The organism is Verruconatronum alginivorum, from assembly GCF_056590205.1.
On record NZ_JBWPVQ010000001.1, the window covers coordinates 3,589,938 to 3,606,546 of the forward strand.

A 16,609-nucleotide genomic window follows, 5' to 3' on the forward strand; every position below is an offset into this window, starting at 1 on the left:
ATGAAGAGCGGTTTCCCCATGGGCCCGGGCTGGAGCGCGGGGCTTGTTTGCTTTCTGTTCCTTCTGGTGTTGGCTTTGACCGGGCAATATCGGGCGGGGGCGTTTGTGAGCGAATTCGGGTCGCATCCGGACGAAGCGGCCCATTACGTGACCGGATTGATGGTCCGGGATTACTTGGCGGGGGGATTTCCGGAGCATCCGTTGCGGTTTGCGGAACGGTATTACGAGCACTATCCCAAGGTGGCGATCGGCCATTGGCCGCCGGGGTTTTACGTGATGCAGTCGGCATGGACCCTTCCGTTCACTCCCCATCGGATTTCGGTGATGGGATTGATGGCGGTGATCTCGGCGGCGACGGCTTGGCTGGTTTTCTGGATATTGCGGCGGGAGTTTCATCCGGCGAAGGCGGTCTGGGGCGCGGTGATTTTCCTTTGTTTACCGCTGATCCAGCAGTCGACCTCCAGTCTGATGGCGGAAATGCCGGTCGCTTTTCTCATATTGGCGGCCGCGCTTTGCTTCGCCCGGTTCGCGGAACGGGAGCGGGCGGTTTGGGCGATCGGCTTCGGAGTGATGGCGGCGGCGGCGATCTTGACCAAAATGAACGCGATTTTGTTGGCCTTGGTGCCGTTGGCGGTGCTCGGTTGGACGGGGCGGTTCGAGTGGCTGAGGCGGGGTGCGTTTTGGGCGCCGGCGGTGATTGTGGTGGCGGTCGCCGGACCGTGGGCGGCGATGACCTATTCGATCACCAGCGGCGGATTCGTGGAGGACGGCTGGGGGTGGGGATATTCGGGGCGGGCGATTCCGTATTATTTGGGAAGGCTTTATGAGGCGGTCGGTTTCGGGTTGTTGGCGGCCGGAGTGGTCGGGATCGGGGTGACGTTGGTCGGACGTTGGCGGACGGGTGGGGCGATCTGGCCGGCCGTTGGCGCGGTGATGCTTGGGGTGTTGGCGCTGCATTTCGTGGTGCCGTCGAGTTACGAACCGCGGTATCTGGTTCCGGCGTTGCCGGCGGTGGTGTTGTTCGCGGTGGCCGGGGCGGATTGGCTGGCGGGGTGGTTGGAACGATACGGACTGAAGCGGAGGCTGGCGGAAATCGGGATTTATGGCGCGTTGACGGCGGCGTTTTTGGGTCAGACCTTTTTCGTGCCCGCGAAGGATTTCGGGGGATTCGGGGCGGCGGCGGAACTGTTGTTGACGGAAGATCCGGGCGGCGCGGGGGAGTTTTTGATCGTTTCGGACGCCCGGGGGGAAGGGATGTTTATCGCGGAAGTCGCCATGCGGGAGAGACGGCCGGGGTCGACGATTCGTCGGGGAAGCAAGGAACTGGCGACCAGCGGGTGGACCGGGAGCGGTTACGAGGCGAAATTCGCCGACGAGGCGGGCTTGACGAATTATCTCCTTTCGAGTGGGATCAGCCGCGTGTTGCTCGACCGCTCGGTGCCGGAGCGGTTGCGGCAAGCCCATCATGAACTTTTTGCTCGGGCGGTGGAAGCGGGGGAACCGTTGACCGTGACGGATGTCCTTCCCATCCGGCGAGATGGAATCGAATACCCGGAAGCGCTTCAACTCATCATAATTAACCGCCAATGACTACAGCCGTGCAGGATCAACCCGAAGTTCAACACAACGAAGAACCGATCGAGATTTCGATCGTGATGCCGTGTCTCAACGAGGCGGATACGTTGGAGGTCTGCGTGCGAAAAGCGCTCCGCAGTTTGGCCAAGGCCGACATTCGGGGCGAGGTGATCGTCGCGGACAACGGCAGCACCGACGGATCGCAGGAAATCGCCCGGCGACTGGGCGCCCGGGTCGTTCCCGTGGCCGCACGCGGTTACGGCAACGCCCTGAAAGGGGGCATCGCGGCGGCCCGGGGGAAGTGGATCATCATGGGAGACGCCGACGACAGTTACGATTTTTCGGAAATCAGCGGATTTTTGGAGAAGTTGCGGGAAGGATACGACTTGGTCGCTGGATGCCGATTGCCGGCGGGCGGCGGGAAAGTCAGTCCGGGGGCGATGCCATGGAGTCATCGGTGGCTGGGGAATCCGGCATTCTCGTTCATGGCCAAGCGAATGTTCGGGGCTCCGATCAACGACATCTATTGCGGGCTGCGCGGCTTCACCAAGGAATGGTACGAACGGCTCGAACTCCGTTGCGAAGGAATGGAGTTCGCGACGGAAATGATCATCAAGTCGAGTTTGCACGGGGCGAAGATCGCCGAATGTCCGATCATTTTGCACCCGGATGGACGGAAGTCCCACGCCCCGCATCTCCGGACCGTGCGGGACGGTTGGCGGACGCTCCGCTTCTTTTTGGCCTTCAGTCCCCGATGGTTGTTCCTGGTGCCGGGGATCGCGCTGATGTTGTTGGGACTGCTCGGATATGCCATCGCGTTGCCGGGAGTGACCTTGGGGCCGTTCACCTTCGACGCCCACACGCTCTTGTTCGCGAGTTTGGGGATTTTGCTCGGGTATCAGGCGGTGCAGTTCGCGGTCTTCGCCAAGACGTTCGCGATCAACGAACGGTTGCTGCCGCCTGATCCGGGACTGGCGCGGTTTCTGGAGATCTTCAGCCTCGAGCGTGGACTGGCGATCGGCGGGGCAATGTTCGTCCTCGGGGTGACGATGCTTTTGACGGCGGTGGTGCAATGGTGGGCGGTCGGATTCGGGGAACTCGATTACGCCCGGACCATGCGTTGGGCGATTCCCGGGACGACCTTGACCGCCCTTGGGGTGCAGACGGTGTTGTCGGTCTTCTTTGTGAGCGTGCTGGGATTGAAGCGCGGCCGATGAACGCTGAATGCGGAGGATGGGGACCACGGAATACTCGGAATACACGGAAAGAATGACTGGAGTTTTTTTGGCGTCTTTGCTGGAGCTTTAATGACTTTTTCCGGATGAAACCAAAGGTTCAACGATCCTCGGAGTTCGACCACTACGCAGCGGATTATGACGCGGCGTTGGAGGAAGGCATTTCGGTATCCGGGGAAGGGAAGGATTATTTCGCCCGGAACCGGGTCGAATGGCTGGAGCGACGGCTGGCCGAACTCGGGATCGCTCCGAAGAAGATCATGGACTACGGCTGCGGCACCGGCAGCGGAACACCCTTTTTGCGCGACGCTTTTTCACCGGAGGACTTCGTGGGGATCGATCCCTCTGACGCGTCGCTGGAGGTCGCCCGGCAGAACCACGGAGCGGATAACGTGCGGTTCTCGACCTTACGCGAATACACGCCGGACGGTCGCTTCGATCTGGTCTTTTGCAACGGAGTCTTCCATCACATTCCCCCCGGCGGTCGTCCGGCGGCGGTCGATTACGTGCGGCGGTCGCTTCGGCCTGGCGGTGTCTTCGCCTTTTGGGAAAACAATCCGTGGAATCCCGGCACCCGGATCGTAATGAAACGGATCCCCTTCGACCGCGACGCGATCACGCTCAGTGTCGTGGAAGCCCGCGGCTTGTTGAAAGAGGGTGGTTTCCGGACGGTGACGACCGACTTTCACTTCATTTTCCCCCGTCCCTTGGCTTGGCTCCGTTGGCTTGAGCCCCCGCTCTGTCGTTTACCGCTGGGGGCTCAATACCTTGTGCTGTCTGTAAAACCCGAATAGGTCCTGGTTCTCCGTTTTTCATTTTCGGTGATCTTCACAGACAAGAATGTCCGTGTCACAGAGAGGACGTTCTACTTAACCCAAGAGCCAAGCACCAAGAGCCAAGCACCAAGAACCAAGCACCAAGAACCAAGCACCAAGAACCAAGCACCAAGAACCAAGCACCAAGCACCAAGAACCAAGAACCAAAAACAGCTGAAGGCTTTCACGCGAACACGTACCACCGGTACCAGCAGAAATTCCAGACCAACGAAGCGCCGATGGCGACCGCTTTAATAATGTTTCGTTCGAGGAAATCTATCACGTTTCCCGTCATCCTCCGGGCGATTGATTTCGGGAATCTCCAGTGTTTGGACAGAGAGTGAACCACTAGGGATTGAATGCAATAGGCTGAAACAAGAGTGATGATAAGAAACTCCACCACCGGCCATTTTCCGCCGTTCGCTTCGGCGAACACCCAATTCCGGTTCAAGGCGAAGCTCACACCCAGCGCGAGGGTCACGGAGAAAAGGCTGGCCGCCAATCGCGTCCCCCTGGCGTGCCGCAGGAATCCGTTATACCCCGCAAGATCCACCGCCGCGACGACACTGCCGGCGATCAGGAAGCGAAGAAACTGGTCCGCTAGAGTCATTTAGAAGGGAATAGTTAAAAAGTAGGTTGTCGTAGGGACATCAATTATCCGGCCAAAAAACCGTTTCCAGCTTTTCCAGCTGAGCCCGTTTGTCAAAATTTTCTAAAGCATAAGCTCTTCCCGCTTCACCTAAGCGTTTTCGCAGAGTGTAGTCGGAAAGCAATTGTCGCATTTGACCTTCCAGGGAATCGATATCGTTTGGCGTTGCCAATAACCCATTAACTTCGTGGCGAACGTAGTCGTTCATCGGGCGGATATCGGCACAAATGACAGGGATACCGTGCGTCATGGCCTCGGCCCAGACTGTTCCAAAGCCTTCGAGCACCGAGGGAAACACGAAAGCGTCGAATAAGGGATAAAATTTATGGGGATTCAATTGTTCCCCGACGAAAAAAACCTTTTCTGAAAGATTTTCGGCGGTCACGGACTCAACTAGACGTTCCCGGAGGGGCCCGTCACCGACGAAAAACAATTTGGATTCAGGGTTGGTGGCGACAATGCGAATGAACGCCCCTAGAATGAGGTCCGGGCGCTTCCGTTGTTCGAGCAGCCCAACGAATCCGAAAACGAAACTGTCCTTCAGGAGGCGATAATATGAGGGTTCGGGAGTCGAGTCGTTATCCAAGCTAACTCCGTTGTTAACCACCAAGACTTTATGAGGCGAAACCGAGCAGTTTTGAATTAGCTGATCTCGCATCAATGATCCGACGCAAATGATCCGGGTCGTCCAGTTCTGAAGGAGTCGGTCGGCGGTGCGAAATCGGCGGCCGCGTTGCTCCAAACTCAGTCTTTCCATAGCAAAGAGCCTTCGGTTCAAGGGCGGGAATCCCGCCAATCTGGCAAAATAATGGGATGGCGGTTGGATCCCAACGATCACGCCGTAGCGACGTCGGAGGAAAAAAACTGCCAAACGGAGAAGTTTGAGTGGGGAGAAAACGATACGATCCGTGTAGCGATAGACCGGAATAAAATGAACGGAAAAGCCGGCTTCCCGATAAAGATCCGCCACCTTTCCTGTCGTTCGAAGTGCCACAATTTCGACTTCTCGCCCGCGGTCCCTAAGATGGTAGGCCAATTCCAATGTGCGTCGTTCAACCCCGGCGTAGGCTTCGAGGGAATTGCAGACGAGTGCGACTCGGTTCTCTTTGAAAAGACGCATTGGAATTCGAGCAAAGTTTCCGCCTTAACAGGATGCAATCCTTTCTTTGCCTACTCTTTTCAACTTGATGGCCGCACCTCTCGGAAAATCAGAATCAATCGTAGGGAAAATCATAAGACTTGTCTCCGTCGGGGCAGTCGCGATGATGACGGAGAATTGATGAGGAGTCTCATTGGGGAGAGAGAATCGTTGGCGTGAGCCGCAGTGCGTGGGTCTATGAGTTTTTGCAGAGAATTTAAGGATCGAATTCGAAATAGGGTGGAGCACAGCCCTGTTCTCTTTCCGTTATACTATAAATATCGCTGTCGGCCCCGCACGTCGATCGAACGGGAATTGCAGGCATTCTCGCGACGTAAACGGCATAATGTCTTTTTTGTCCAAGTCGGAGCCAATGACGGATTTCGAGACGATCCCTTTAGTCTTGTCATTCGGGGCCTCCGCTGGCGTGGGGTGTTGGTTGAACCGCAGGCAGAGGCCTTTAAGAAACTCAGGAAGAACTTGACCGGTTTTACTGGTATCACCTTTGAGAATGCCGCTATCGATGCCGTTTGTGGGACCCGGGCGCTGTACAAAGTTGCATTTTCCGACGCCCGTTGGGCTTCAGGTCTAGCCTCATTTGATAGGAGTTGCATCGAGGCGCATTTTCAAAGCGGATACATTGCGGAGCAGGCCCGGAGCGCCGGGATAACCATGCCATCTGACCCGAGTGGTTGGATTGCTGTCGAGGAGGTTCAGACGATATCATTCGGAGGCCTCTTGAAGAAGCACTTATGTGAAAGCGTTGATGCCTTGTTTGTTGATACTGAGGGGTTTGACTATCAAGTTCTCCAGTTGTTTGATTTTAAGCGATATCATCCAGGTCTTGTGGTTTTCGAGCATAAGCATCTTTCGGAGAGCGAAAAATCTGAGGCACAAGAGCTGCTGCGTTCGAATGGATATGATATCCAATTGTTTAAGCACGATGCTCTTGCGGTGCGGCATCCTTATGCATGCTCTCGGCAAAGTCGAAATTTCCCTTGAAAGGGACCAATGGTATTAGGGCTGGGAGACCGATTTCACTGGCTTGAATCGTTTCGATTTTTTGGGTAGTTCGTAATGCACTTACGATAAAATTCAATATTTTGTTCAATCCACTTGTTTTTATCAAATCTATCCAGTGCTCGGATGCGGGCTTGCCGTCCAAGTTCTCTTCCCACTTTGGGGTGGTTGAGAAGATACGTGATCTTAGCTGAAATGTCTCTGGCGTCAAAAGGGTTTGCGAGTAACCCCGATTTATGATCTTCGATTAATTCCGGACCAGGACCGGTTGTCGAATATATTACTGGTTTTCCGACGGACATGGCTTCCAAGGGAGCGATTCCAAAAGTTTCAATATGGGACGGGAAGCAGCAGATTTGAGCCTTACGAAGCCATGGGAGGACACCGCTGATCCGGTCTTGGTGACCTGCGAAGACTATTCGTGAGCGGAGGGTCTCTTTGACGCCTTCGAGGCATTTGATGTGATAGGGTTTCCCGTCTACCGGAGGGGACGTATGACTTCCAATCAGAAGCAACCGAGTGTAAGGGTGGGTTACACCCCAATCATTAAAAGATTCCAGTAATTCCCTTACTCCCTTTCTCGGCTCAATTCCATTGGCAAAGACTACCAATCCTTTTTCTGTCAAGTCCTCGCTGCACGGAGAAAATGTAGTGGTGTCAACTGCATTATGGATGATTTCACATTCTCGATCGATTCCAAACAGATCCTTAGTGCCTTGTGCCGCATGGTAGGATGGTGCGGCCCAAAAAGGGTTTCGCAAGAGATGCGCTTTTTCGAGGCGTCTGATAAATTCATCCGTGGACTTGCCGAGGCAATGATCATAGTAGGTTCGTGTAGCGTCCAATCGGACAGCAACGGGGACCTGTGAGGGACCGCCGAGGGGTAACCATCCATAGCCGTCGGTCGTGTCAATAAGATCAAATGGATCATTCGAATGTTCTTGTTTGATTCTTCGATAGAGGCGAACTCGATCCCATGCCATTCCAGGTCTCCATCGCCACATTGGCGAGGCTGGTGGAAGTCGAATGACTTTGGCTAAGTTGACTTGCTCGACAGTTTCCTTTGTGATACCTCGTTCCTTTGGTGGTATTCCTATAACCGTCACTCGATGGCCGGTCTGAATGATACCTGATGCCAAGTCCGCGATTCTTACGTCCACTCCTCCCGCCGGGAATGGCGGGAAGTTGTGGGAAATCATGCATATATGGAGTGATCTCATACCGGAAGATCAGTGATGGTCCATTGTCTCTAATGTTTTAAGTTAATGTTTGAACGTATTTGTTGAACTTCACCAAGGCTTCTTTGAGTTGATCTTTGCGAATGGACAAGTGTGACTCTGAGCCTAAAATAAACGGACCTCGACGAAAGATTTTATGGAGTTGATAGGAAAATAAGCCTTCCTTAACAAACGCAGCCAATTTTCCCTTGGCACCTTTTCCGACGGCGGGCCATATGCTGGGGACTTTGTGTAGGTCTGCCTTAATATTCATGGAGAGAAACCAATCTTGCCATTTTGATTTAAGGATTTCATGAGATGTGGCTATAGGGTACCAGGGGATCCGCAAGGCTTCCGCTAAAATAGCACCATGCATGGCAGAGCAAATGAGTTTTTCGCAGAGATTTACTTGATGAATCACCCGTAGTGGGTCATCACAAGGAGATATATAAAGAAAACCGGTTTGTTCAACAACTGTACGCAATCGGGGTGAATCAACACTGATATGTGGCATGAATCCGCATGGAAATTTCCGGTCATTGTTAACCGAAATCAGTTCATTTAAGAGGATTGCAGGGTCAGCAATTGCGGTGGTTTCGGAAAGCCCGAGGGCCTTTGCGGTTATAGGACCCCGCACAAAATGCACCTTCCAGTTTTCGCGCAATTCAGGCACAAATTTTCCGTAACCTGCTCCAGATCCTACTATATGGACTTTCCGGTATGATTCAGGCAGGCAGTTGTTAATGAGGGTCCCGATCCCCACCATTAGTTGATCGGAGTTTTTTGTGAATTCGAAATTGATGTAGTGCGGCCAAAACCAGGGGTTAATGGCATCCCCGAAGTTAGTCTTCTTGCAGTAATAGAAAAGTTCCATTTATGGATAGAATGATTGGTTAATCAGTAGTCGAAGTTTGTTTACTATGTGATTCTCCAGACATTCTTTTGAACTGATGATTTTCCTCGATTAAGTGGCCGTATGTGCCGCGGGCGACAATTGTTCCGTTCTCCATTAGGAAAATCTGATCGCAGTCGCGTACTGTAGTTAGGCGATGAGCAATTATAACAACGGTTTTTGTTTCGGCGACGTTATGGACGGCCTCCATCACAGCTCCTTCAGTAAGTCCATCCAGGGCGCTGGTAGCCTCGTCAAGGACTAGGAGTTCCGGGTTATTGTAAAGTGCTCGGGCAATACCGATTCGCTGCCGTTGGCCGCCGCTTAGCCGCACTCCGCGTTCGCCTACGATAGTGTCGTATCGATTCGGTAGTTCGTTTTCTATGAATTCCGCGATGTTGGCGATCTCAGCCGCTTGTGTAATCCGCTCCCGGTCAATTTCCCCTTTCGGAAGGCCGAATGCAATGTTTTCGGCGATGGTGCTGTCGGCCAGATAAATGGTTTGAGGAACATACCCGATGTTTCTTTGCCATGAACGCCTGTTTTGTGGGCCAATCATTGAGCCATCGACGACGAGTGTTCCACTCTGGGCCTCCAGCAGTCCAAGTAGGATGTCCGCAACCGTGCTTTTTCCTGCGCCGGTGGCACCGCAGAAGGCCACTTTTGAGTGGTACGGAATTTGCAAAGAAATGTCTCTCAGCGCAGGCCGTACGGCACCGGGGTAGCGAAAAGAAATGTTTCTAAGTTCGATTGCCTTTTGGAATGGCAATTTTTCCGGGGCTTTCGGTCGGGGAGAGGTTTCAACCGTTAAGGTTGGGAAATCTTCCGGAGCCAATGATTCGTCGCCTTTCGCTTCCCTATGAATCAAATCGACGATCGCTTGGTTAAAGCGGAGTTTAGAAAAGGCGACGAAGGCCGCCTGCAGAGCGGGCATCATTCGGTATCCGGCCAGAGCGTAAAGACCTAGAACAGGCAAGAACTGATCGATTCCTCCTCGCGTCATTAGGAGGTAAAGAACGAGAATGACGACACCGCCGAAGGCCAACGCGTCCAAGACGAATCGAGGCATTTCGGAAATTAACTCTTCGGTGACCGTCAATCGACTGACCTGCTTGGTGGGGATTTCATAACCCATGACGAAATGGTTCTCGCGTTGGAGGATCTTAACTTCTTTTACTGTGCCGAATGCTTCTTGGACCGATTTAAATCGGGATCGGTTTGCGACTACTCGTTCCTTCCCGATAACGAACATCTTGCTGCGCAAAAAAATATAGATTGTGGAGTAGAGACTTCCGAAAAAAATTGTAGCTGTGATCGCTACTTTTGGATCCACTACGATCATCAGGATAAATAAAAAGACAACCGTAACGCTTTTGGTCAGGAACTCTAGCAGCGGAAGAATGAATCCGTTCGTGAGTTTGTTGGTTTCGGATAGTATCGTGTTCGCGAATTCGGAACTATTTCGATTTAGGAAAAAGAGGTAGGGGCGGGAGAGATATCGGGCGAGAAGGTGTCGGGACAAGTAGACATTCAGCGACCACGCATATTTCATTCGTAGCCAGATACCCAGAGCGGAAAATCCATTTACAATAATAACGCCCGAGAGTACGATGAATCCGAGCGCAATCAAAAAGTAGTTTGAAGAGGAGAAGCCAAGGGTCTCATACGCGCGATTAAGCCAGAGGTTCGTTTCAATCACTTCGGGATTAGCCAAGACTACCAAAAACGGTAGGATCGAAACCACCGAAGTTACCTGCATGGCCCCTATCGCTATCATCAGGGCGAGAAGTGCAAAGGCTTGCCACCGCTGACGTGGGGTGAGTAGCGAGTTGATTTTCCGTAAATTGCTTAGCAAGAAAACTCTTCCTTATAGTGGTGACAGGCTTTGAGCCGTTTGGTTTTTACTGCGGTAAAGACGGGATGGGAAAAATGGAAGTTGATTGGAAATGAGTGAATCGAGTTTCTCTGTTTCAAAGGAAAATGGACTTAAAGCTTGGCACCACTTATTTCCACGCGGCCATTGCTACGCCGTTGAAGGGCTTTCGGGCAAGTTTACGTTTGGCCTGGGCGGGCAACCTTCCAAGGATGCTTTCGCTGAGAAGGGTAAAGGTGTTGGCCCAAATGGATTCTCGGAGTTTTCCCATACGGAAGGAACTCCACCGGGAAAAACCAGTTTTTAAGGCGACGGTGGCCAGTTCGTGGTAGGTCCATTCTTTCAGGTGGAAGCCTTGGGGTTCATCGGAGAAGTGGCGGGAGATGTCGTGCGGTCCGGAGAAGCGGTGGGGGGTGGAAAAAATATATTTTCCGCCCGGTTTGAGGAGGCGGTGGACGAGTTGGAAATGGAGAGGGACGTCCTCGGGGTGAAGGTGTTCGATGAATTGGTAGCTGAAGGCGAGGTCGACTGAGGCGTCGGGGAGGTCGAGGTTGTAGCCGTCGTAGATGAGGAGCCGGAAATTGGCGGGGGCGGGCGCGTCGCCGGTTTGATCGGAAATATCGCCGGCGATCACGTGGGGTACTTGTTCACAGACTTTCCAAGCCAGCCGGCAGTCGCCGGGAGCGAATTCGAAGAATGTTTCAACGCCGGCTAAATGCGGTTCGATCAGCCGGTATTGGGCGGCGACCGCGCGGGCCGAGGCTTCGGGTGTGGCGCGGCGGCGCAAGCGGGCGTGATGGGGGACTCGGGCGAAGAGTTCGTCGTAGAGGGTCGCGAAGAGGGCCGGGCGTTCGGCTCGGGAGGAGCGGCGGAGGCGGTCGGCCAACTCTTTTTCCACTTCGAAATGTTGGCGGATTTCTTCCATGGTCGGTTCTTGGCTCATGGGAGGATGGATCCGGGAAGGCGACTTGGAAGGGGGAGACAGACAGGAATGTCTGTTTCACTTGAGGAGATCCGACGGTTCATCAGGGGAACGGCCTTAGCGGACAAACGCCGATGCGGCTCCGGCGGGGGAGGCGGAGATCGGCGGTCGGTTTGCGACCGGGACCGACTGGACGCTGGATGCGACATTCGATGCGATGGTGAAGCGGAGGGGGGGAGGCAATTCTCGCGCTCCGCCGAAAAGAACAGTGCGAACGGTGTCGAGGAGGATGAACAGGTCAAGGAAAAGACTCATGTATTTGAGGTAATAAAGGTCGTATTCCAATTTGCGGCGGGCGTCTTCGACCGAGGCGCCGTAGGGGTAATTGACTTGCGCCCAACCGGTTAGTCCCGGGTGGATCATCAGCCGCTGTTCGAAGTAGGGGACTTTTTCATTCAATTCGGCGGTGAATTCAGGCCGTTCGGGCCGGGGGCCGACGAATGACATTTCGCCCTTGAGAATGTTCAAAAATTGGGGGATTTCGTCGATCCGGTATTTCCGAAGGAATCCGCCGACGGCGGTTTGGCGGATGTCGCGGGGGCCACCGGCCCAAGCGGGGCCGTTCGATTCGGCATCGGTCCGCATGGTCCGGAGTTTGATCACCCGGAAGGGGCGACCGAACCTGCCGAGTCGGGTTTGGGTGTAAAATATCGATCCGCGAGAGGTGAGACGAATGGCGGCCATGCTGGCCAGCAGGAGCGGAGAGGCGAGGACCAGGAGGAGAGAGGAGACGGTGATGTCGAAGGCTCGTTTGAGTTTGGAAATGTAAAATAGATGGGGGTGGCTGCTGGCCTGGAGAAGCCATTCCGGGCGGACCAGTTCGAGGGGGACGCATTGATAGATCTCCTCACAGAGAGAGACCAGCGGGGTGACGGCGATTCCCGAATAGCGGGCCGAAGAGAGCTGGCGGTAAAGGTCGGGGTTGTTAATGGCGCGGTCGGTGCAGAGGAGGCGGTCGATGTTTTCCCGCTTAACAATGTCGACCAGACGGTCGATTCGTCCAAGGCGGCGGATTCCGGAAAACGAAGGAAGGGAAGAGTCGTCGATGACGCCGAGGAAGCGGACGTGTCGTCCCCAAAGGGTCGCCAGTTCCTGGGCCTGGACCTCATCTTCGGGGCCGCTGACCAGGAGGGCGACCCGTTCGCGCACGGCTCGTTTCCGGCGGAGAATCGCGAAATGATGGAGGAGGCTTCCCGTATAAGCTAGCGGAATGCTGATGAAGAGGATGCCTCGTCCGACCGGCGTGAGGACGGAGACATAGAGGACGCCGACCATGATGATCACCGCGACTGTTAGGCAGGCGGCGAGGCGGAGGGCGTGTTTTACTCGTTGTTCGTTGTGTCGTTCCGAGTAGATGCCGGCGATGTAGGTGGAGCAGGAAAAGAGGAGGGCTCCGGCGAGGATGCCCGGTAGGTAAAACCAAAACGTGGCGCCCCAATCCTCGGGACCGAAGCGAAGCAGCGCGCCGATGAAGAACGCCGCGACGAAGATCACCGAATCCACGCAAAAATGAATGGCGGTCTGCACCCGGTTTCTATCTAGGACGCCGTTGTATTTCATCGGTGTGGCGGGAATTCAGTCTTCGAGTCATTGGGAAACAAGCATCCCATTGGCTGAACGTGTGGGCATTCGGGGGAGGGCTGTCAATGGGAAATGTAAAAACAATATAAATTCAATGATTTTAACCTTGCTATTTGATTCGGAATTGTCAGAAACGCCGTCGATTTATTTTTCAGCGAAGGTCTACGGGAGCAAAATTTGCATAGTGAAAGCCGAGGAGGGCAATTTGTTTCCGGAATTTTGCGGCACCTAAGAATTTTTGGGAGGTCGGAGCTCTTTCTGTAGGTAATCCTTTTTACAATAATGTCGGAAATTCTTTCCAGATTCGATTTTCGGGGAGCCGAGTTCACGCCGGTGATGTATTTGGCGGCGGCCATCATCTGGTTGATGGTGCTTGGCTGCGCCGTCGCGAGTATTCTTTCCCGTCCCATTTCCTGGAAGGCACGAATCGCTTGGTCCCTCGTGGTAATTGGCCTTCCGGGAGTCGGTTTGCTTGTCTATCTTCCTTTTTCCTGCCGGAAAGAGGAGTATGCGGCGGTGGTGGCCGTTATTTCGGGGTGTATCCCGAAGATGGGCAAATAATCGATGGGGAAAGAGGAGGAGAGGTCGACGGTCGAGGCACGGGGTGCCAGGCAATGTGAAAGCGGCTGGCAGCCGCTTTTGCGGTTGGGGACCTTCGGCGGCTGCCGTTGGGTCGCGACGGTCGGTCTAATATGGGGATTGACCGGGAGTTCCGCTCTGGCGGTGGTGCCTTCGGTTGCGGGAGGGGAGGCGCCTGAGGCGTTTCGGACGTCCGAGAACTGGAGCGAGGACGAAGGGTTTTTTCGGGATATCGGGGTGCAGCCGCGGCGGGGCACTTTGGGTGGGGGGAGTGTGCGGCTAGAGAGTCCGGCGCTCTCGGACCCGGTCTTGTTCATGCCCGGGATCAGCCGGAGACTTCGCCCGGAGGACGCGGACGTGAAGATCGGCAATCTTTACTTCGACCTCCTGTCGGTATCGGGATCGGTTTTATATACCGACAACGTGAATCTCACTCCGACGGACACGGAAGGGCGGACGATTTCGATTTTCCGGATGAGCGCCGCCCTTTTTTATCAATTCAACGAGCAGTTGCAACTGGGCTTGGCCGGGCGTTTGGTGTATTTACCCCGGCAAGGGGAGATCGGTCTCGCTGGTTTCGGGATCAACGATCCCCTGCACGCGTTCACCTATCATCCGCTTTTCCTGGCTGAGATCCGGTATGACGCCCGCTTGGACGAGTGGGATTTGGAAGTTTATAACCGGTTCCGGGTCTTTGCCTATCCGGACACGATGGCTGGACTTGGGTTCGAGTTCGAAGAAGAGGATCGGGCGGGTCGTCACGTTTTCCGGGATCCCTTTCGCAGACGAGGGGCCGCGGAAACGACGGTGACCCGGTCGAACACGACCGGGGCTTTGGCGAGTCGGATGTTGCCGACTGAAACCCGGTTGAATCTTGGGCTCAGCCGGACTTACTGGTGGTATGATTATGGCCCGCGGGAACGGTTTTCGCCCCGGACACGGGACCGTGGCACGGCCTCGTTGGTGTCGGAGCGGGAGAACATGCGCTTCAAGCCTTTCGTTTCGTATGAGGCGAATCGGTATAACTCCGGGCCTTGGGGACACCAGGCCCGGGGGGGAGCCGAAGGTCCGATCTCGGATTATCTGACGGTGCGGGGGGAGTTGGGGTATTTCTGGGCGGAAGATTTCGACCGCCGGGGTCGATTGTGGCTGGTCCGCCTGAGGCATACGCCTACTCCCCTTACTTATCATCAGGTCAGTTATAGCCAATCGCTCCGGGAACCATTTCGGGATCTGGAGGAGACCTGGGCGTATCTGATTCAGCACGAATTGAATTCCACCATTTCCGCGCGGGCTGGCGTCCGGGAGACCCGGTTTGAACTGCTCGACCTACCCGGCGCCGAAGGCCGGGAATGGGGCGCCTACGCGGGACTCTCCGCGGCGGTAATCGTCGACGGAGGCATCAGCGTGACCGGCGGGTATGAAAATCGACGCTACGACGACCGGACTTTGGGGGAACGGGATTCCTGGATCGCGCGCCTGGGGGTAAGGCACCGGACGCTCCAGGCCGACCTTCATTACCGTTACATCGACCGAACCGTCGAGCGGGCGAACATCGATTATGAAGAACAAGTTGTGATGTTCACTTTGACTAAATTCTTTTGAAACCCGCTGGGTTTCGTTCAAGTCGACACTTTTTTTACTTCTAATTGAAACAAAATTCACTAACGCTTCCGTCTAATTCACCCACCAGTTCATGAAATTAATACTGTGCTCGCTTTTTTTGATGTTTGCGGTTCTGACGATACGCGCCGCCGACAACGGTGCGAACGGCGCCTTTTTAAATGATGAGGTGGAGGTTCCTGGCTTGGTGGATGACGACGATGTCGAGGGCTTCATGTATGAATTGAACGATGCCTTGCCGATCCCGGCCCCTCGTCAACGGGCGAGTCGCCAGGAATTGTGGGATTCCGAAATGACGGTGAAAGGCCGGCGGAATTTGATCGAGGATGCGCGCCAGGAAGTCGACGATTTGGTCGCGGAACGAGCCCGCTGGAACCGCGAGCTCCATTATTCCCAGACGAAACTGGTCAACGCGCGGACTCAGCTGGGGCATTATAATACCGACGGGATCGATCTTAATTATACCCGGATTCAGTTTGAGGAAATGAACCGAAATGGGGACATGAGTCCGCAGGTCGAGCGCTGGTACCGCGAAGTGTTGGCCTGGCGGGCGCGGGAAAGAAACGCCCAAGCCGAGTTGGAGGCGATCGAGTCGCAGTTGCGGTCCGCCCGCGAACGGCTCCAATTGATGCAACTCGGTCAGATGCCGGACGATCTCCTCACGGTCGGCGACGCATTGGACGTGGTCGTGCTCGAAGACGAAACGCTCAACGGCGTGTTCCCGATCCGTCGCGGCGGATACATCGTCATGCCGCGGGTCGGGCGGATTTCGGTCGCCGGCAAGGAAGTCGCCGATGCGGAAGCCGCGATCAAAGCGGCTTTGGAAGAGAGCCAAATTCGCCGGGCCAGTGTCGTGGTCGAGCGCTCGCGGATGAGCACGTTGGGTAGTGAACCGGTGGTGTTCCTGACCGGCGAGTTTAAGAAGCCAGGGCCGATGCGGATCGCGGACGGAGCGCGGCCGACGTTGGTGACGACTCTTCTTCAATCGGGGGGCATCACGGAGATCGGCGATCTTTCCCGTGTTCGTTTGCTCCGCCTGGTCAACGGCCAACAATTGGTGGAGGAATTCAACGTGCAGGGGATGTTGGAAGGGCTCGATCTCGCCACCGACGTCCCGGTGCATCCGGGGGACATCGTCGTGGTGCCGATCGCGCCGAACCTGATTTACGTCACCGGAAACGTCGCCAATCCCGGTCCGTTGAAACTCTCTCCCAACGAGGAGTTGAAAGCCTATTCGGCGATCTTGCGCAGCGGCGGCTTCGCGCGGTTCGCGAACCGGAAGCGTGTTTACATTTTGCGCGACATTGGTGACGAAGCGAAGGAACGAATCGACGTGAATATTGTCGAGATTCAGCGCGGCAACGAACCGGACGTCATTCTAGAGAACAACGATATCATCGTGGTTCCCGAACGGTTCTTCAGTTTCTAAG

At 54.9% G+C, this 16,609-nt stretch carries 14 protein-coding genes; 7 read left to right on the forward strand and 7 right to left on the reverse strand.

Annotation, left to right across the window (positions count from 1 at the left end; all coding sequences use genetic code 11):
• From ACWUI2_RS12685 to ACWUI2_RS12695, 3 genes are all read left to right on the forward strand, one after another.
• Complete coding sequence (locus ACWUI2_RS12685; protein ID WP_486983219.1) at window positions 1-1,590, forward strand: ArnT family glycosyltransferase; 1,590 nt, start codon at window positions 1-3, stop codon at window positions 1,588-1,590.
• A complete protein-coding gene (locus tag ACWUI2_RS12690) occupies window positions 1,587-2,792 on the forward strand; it encodes a glycosyltransferase family 2 protein (protein ID WP_486983220.1) in 1,206 nt (401 codons plus the stop codon). Before ACWUI2_RS12685 ends, ACWUI2_RS12690 begins: the two co-directional genes overlap by 4 nt.
• 104 nt (window positions 2,793-2,896) lie before the next feature.
• Complete coding sequence (locus ACWUI2_RS12695; RefSeq protein WP_486983221.1) at window positions 2,897-3,604, forward strand: class I SAM-dependent methyltransferase; 708 nt, start codon at window positions 2,897-2,899, stop codon at window positions 3,602-3,604.
• A gap of 205 nt (window positions 3,605-3,809) precedes the next feature.
• On the opposite strand, the gene ACWUI2_RS12700 is transcribed toward ACWUI2_RS12695, so the two are convergent.
• Together ACWUI2_RS12700 and ACWUI2_RS12705 are read right to left on the reverse strand one after the other, a co-directional pair.
• Window positions 3,810-4,235, reverse strand: coding sequence for a GtrA family protein (locus ACWUI2_RS12700; RefSeq protein WP_486983222.1), 426 nt, complete (start codon window positions 4,233-4,235; stop codon window positions 3,810-3,812).
• Between the two features lie 40 nt (window positions 4,236-4,275).
• On the reverse strand, window positions 4,276-5,394 hold the full coding sequence (locus tag ACWUI2_RS12705; RefSeq protein WP_486983223.1) for a glycosyltransferase family 4 protein: 1,119 nt from the start codon (window positions 5,392-5,394) through the stop codon (window positions 4,276-4,278).
• Window positions 5,395-5,727: 333 nt separating this feature from the next.
• On the opposite strand from ACWUI2_RS12705, the gene ACWUI2_RS12710 reads away from it, so the two are divergent.
• Window positions 5,728-6,414: an FkbM family methyltransferase gene (locus ACWUI2_RS12710; protein WP_486983224.1), complete on the forward strand. Its 687-nt coding sequence runs from the start codon at window positions 5,728-5,730 to the stop codon at window positions 6,412-6,414.
• Between the two features lie 35 nt (window positions 6,415-6,449).
• Here the strand turns inward: ACWUI2_RS12710 and ACWUI2_RS12715 are convergent, their stop codons facing one another.
• The 5 genes from ACWUI2_RS12715 to ACWUI2_RS12735 all read right to left on the reverse strand — a co-directional run bounded on the left by ACWUI2_RS12715 (window position 6,450) and on the right by ACWUI2_RS12735 (window position 12,956).
• Window positions 6,450-7,631 (reverse strand): glycosyltransferase family 4 protein, encoded by a 1,182-nt coding sequence (locus ACWUI2_RS12715; protein ID WP_486983225.1) that lies wholly within the window; start codon window positions 7,629-7,631, stop codon window positions 6,450-6,452.
• Between the two features lie 58 nt (window positions 7,632-7,689).
• Window positions 7,690-8,523, reverse strand: coding sequence for a polysaccharide pyruvyl transferase family protein (locus tag ACWUI2_RS12720; protein WP_486983226.1), 834 nt, complete (start codon window positions 8,521-8,523; stop codon window positions 7,690-7,692).
• Window positions 8,524-8,542: 19 nt separating this feature from the next.
• Window positions 8,543-10,396: an ABC transporter ATP-binding protein gene (locus ACWUI2_RS12725; protein ID WP_486983227.1), complete on the reverse strand. Its 1,854-nt coding sequence runs from the start codon at window positions 10,394-10,396 to the stop codon at window positions 8,543-8,545.
• A gap of 148 nt (window positions 10,397-10,544) precedes the next feature.
• The gene (locus ACWUI2_RS12730; RefSeq protein ID WP_486983228.1) at window positions 10,545-11,357 is read right to left on the reverse strand and encodes a class I SAM-dependent methyltransferase; all 813 of its coding nucleotides are present in this window, start codon (window positions 11,355-11,357) and stop codon (window positions 10,545-10,547) included.
• 96 nt (window positions 11,358-11,453) lie between these two features.
• Window positions 11,454-12,956, reverse strand: a complete 1,503-nt coding sequence (locus ACWUI2_RS12735; RefSeq protein ID WP_486983229.1) for an exopolysaccharide biosynthesis polyprenyl glycosylphosphotransferase — start codon at window positions 12,954-12,956, stop codon at window positions 11,454-11,456.
• 303 nt (window positions 12,957-13,259) lie between these two features.
• On the opposite strand from ACWUI2_RS12735, the gene ACWUI2_RS12740 reads away from it, so the two are divergent.
• From ACWUI2_RS12740 to ACWUI2_RS12750, 3 genes are all read left to right on the forward strand, one after another.
• Window positions 13,260-13,538 carry a hypothetical protein gene (locus ACWUI2_RS12740; RefSeq protein WP_486983230.1) on the forward strand — a complete coding sequence of 93 codons (279 nt, stop codon included), beginning with the start codon at window positions 13,260-13,262 and terminating at the stop codon, window positions 13,536-13,538.
• 3 nt (window positions 13,539-13,541) lie between these two features.
• The gene (locus ACWUI2_RS12745; RefSeq protein ID WP_486983231.1) at window positions 13,542-15,161 is read left to right on the forward strand and encodes a hypothetical protein; all 1,620 of its coding nucleotides are present in this window, start codon (window positions 13,542-13,544) and stop codon (window positions 15,159-15,161) included.
• A 91-nt stretch (window positions 15,162-15,252) separates the two neighbouring features.
• On the forward strand, window positions 15,253-16,608 hold the full coding sequence (locus ACWUI2_RS12750; RefSeq protein WP_486983232.1) for a polysaccharide biosynthesis/export family protein: 1,356 nt from the start codon (window positions 15,253-15,255) through the stop codon (window positions 16,606-16,608).
• Window position 16,609 lies beyond the last annotated feature (1 nt).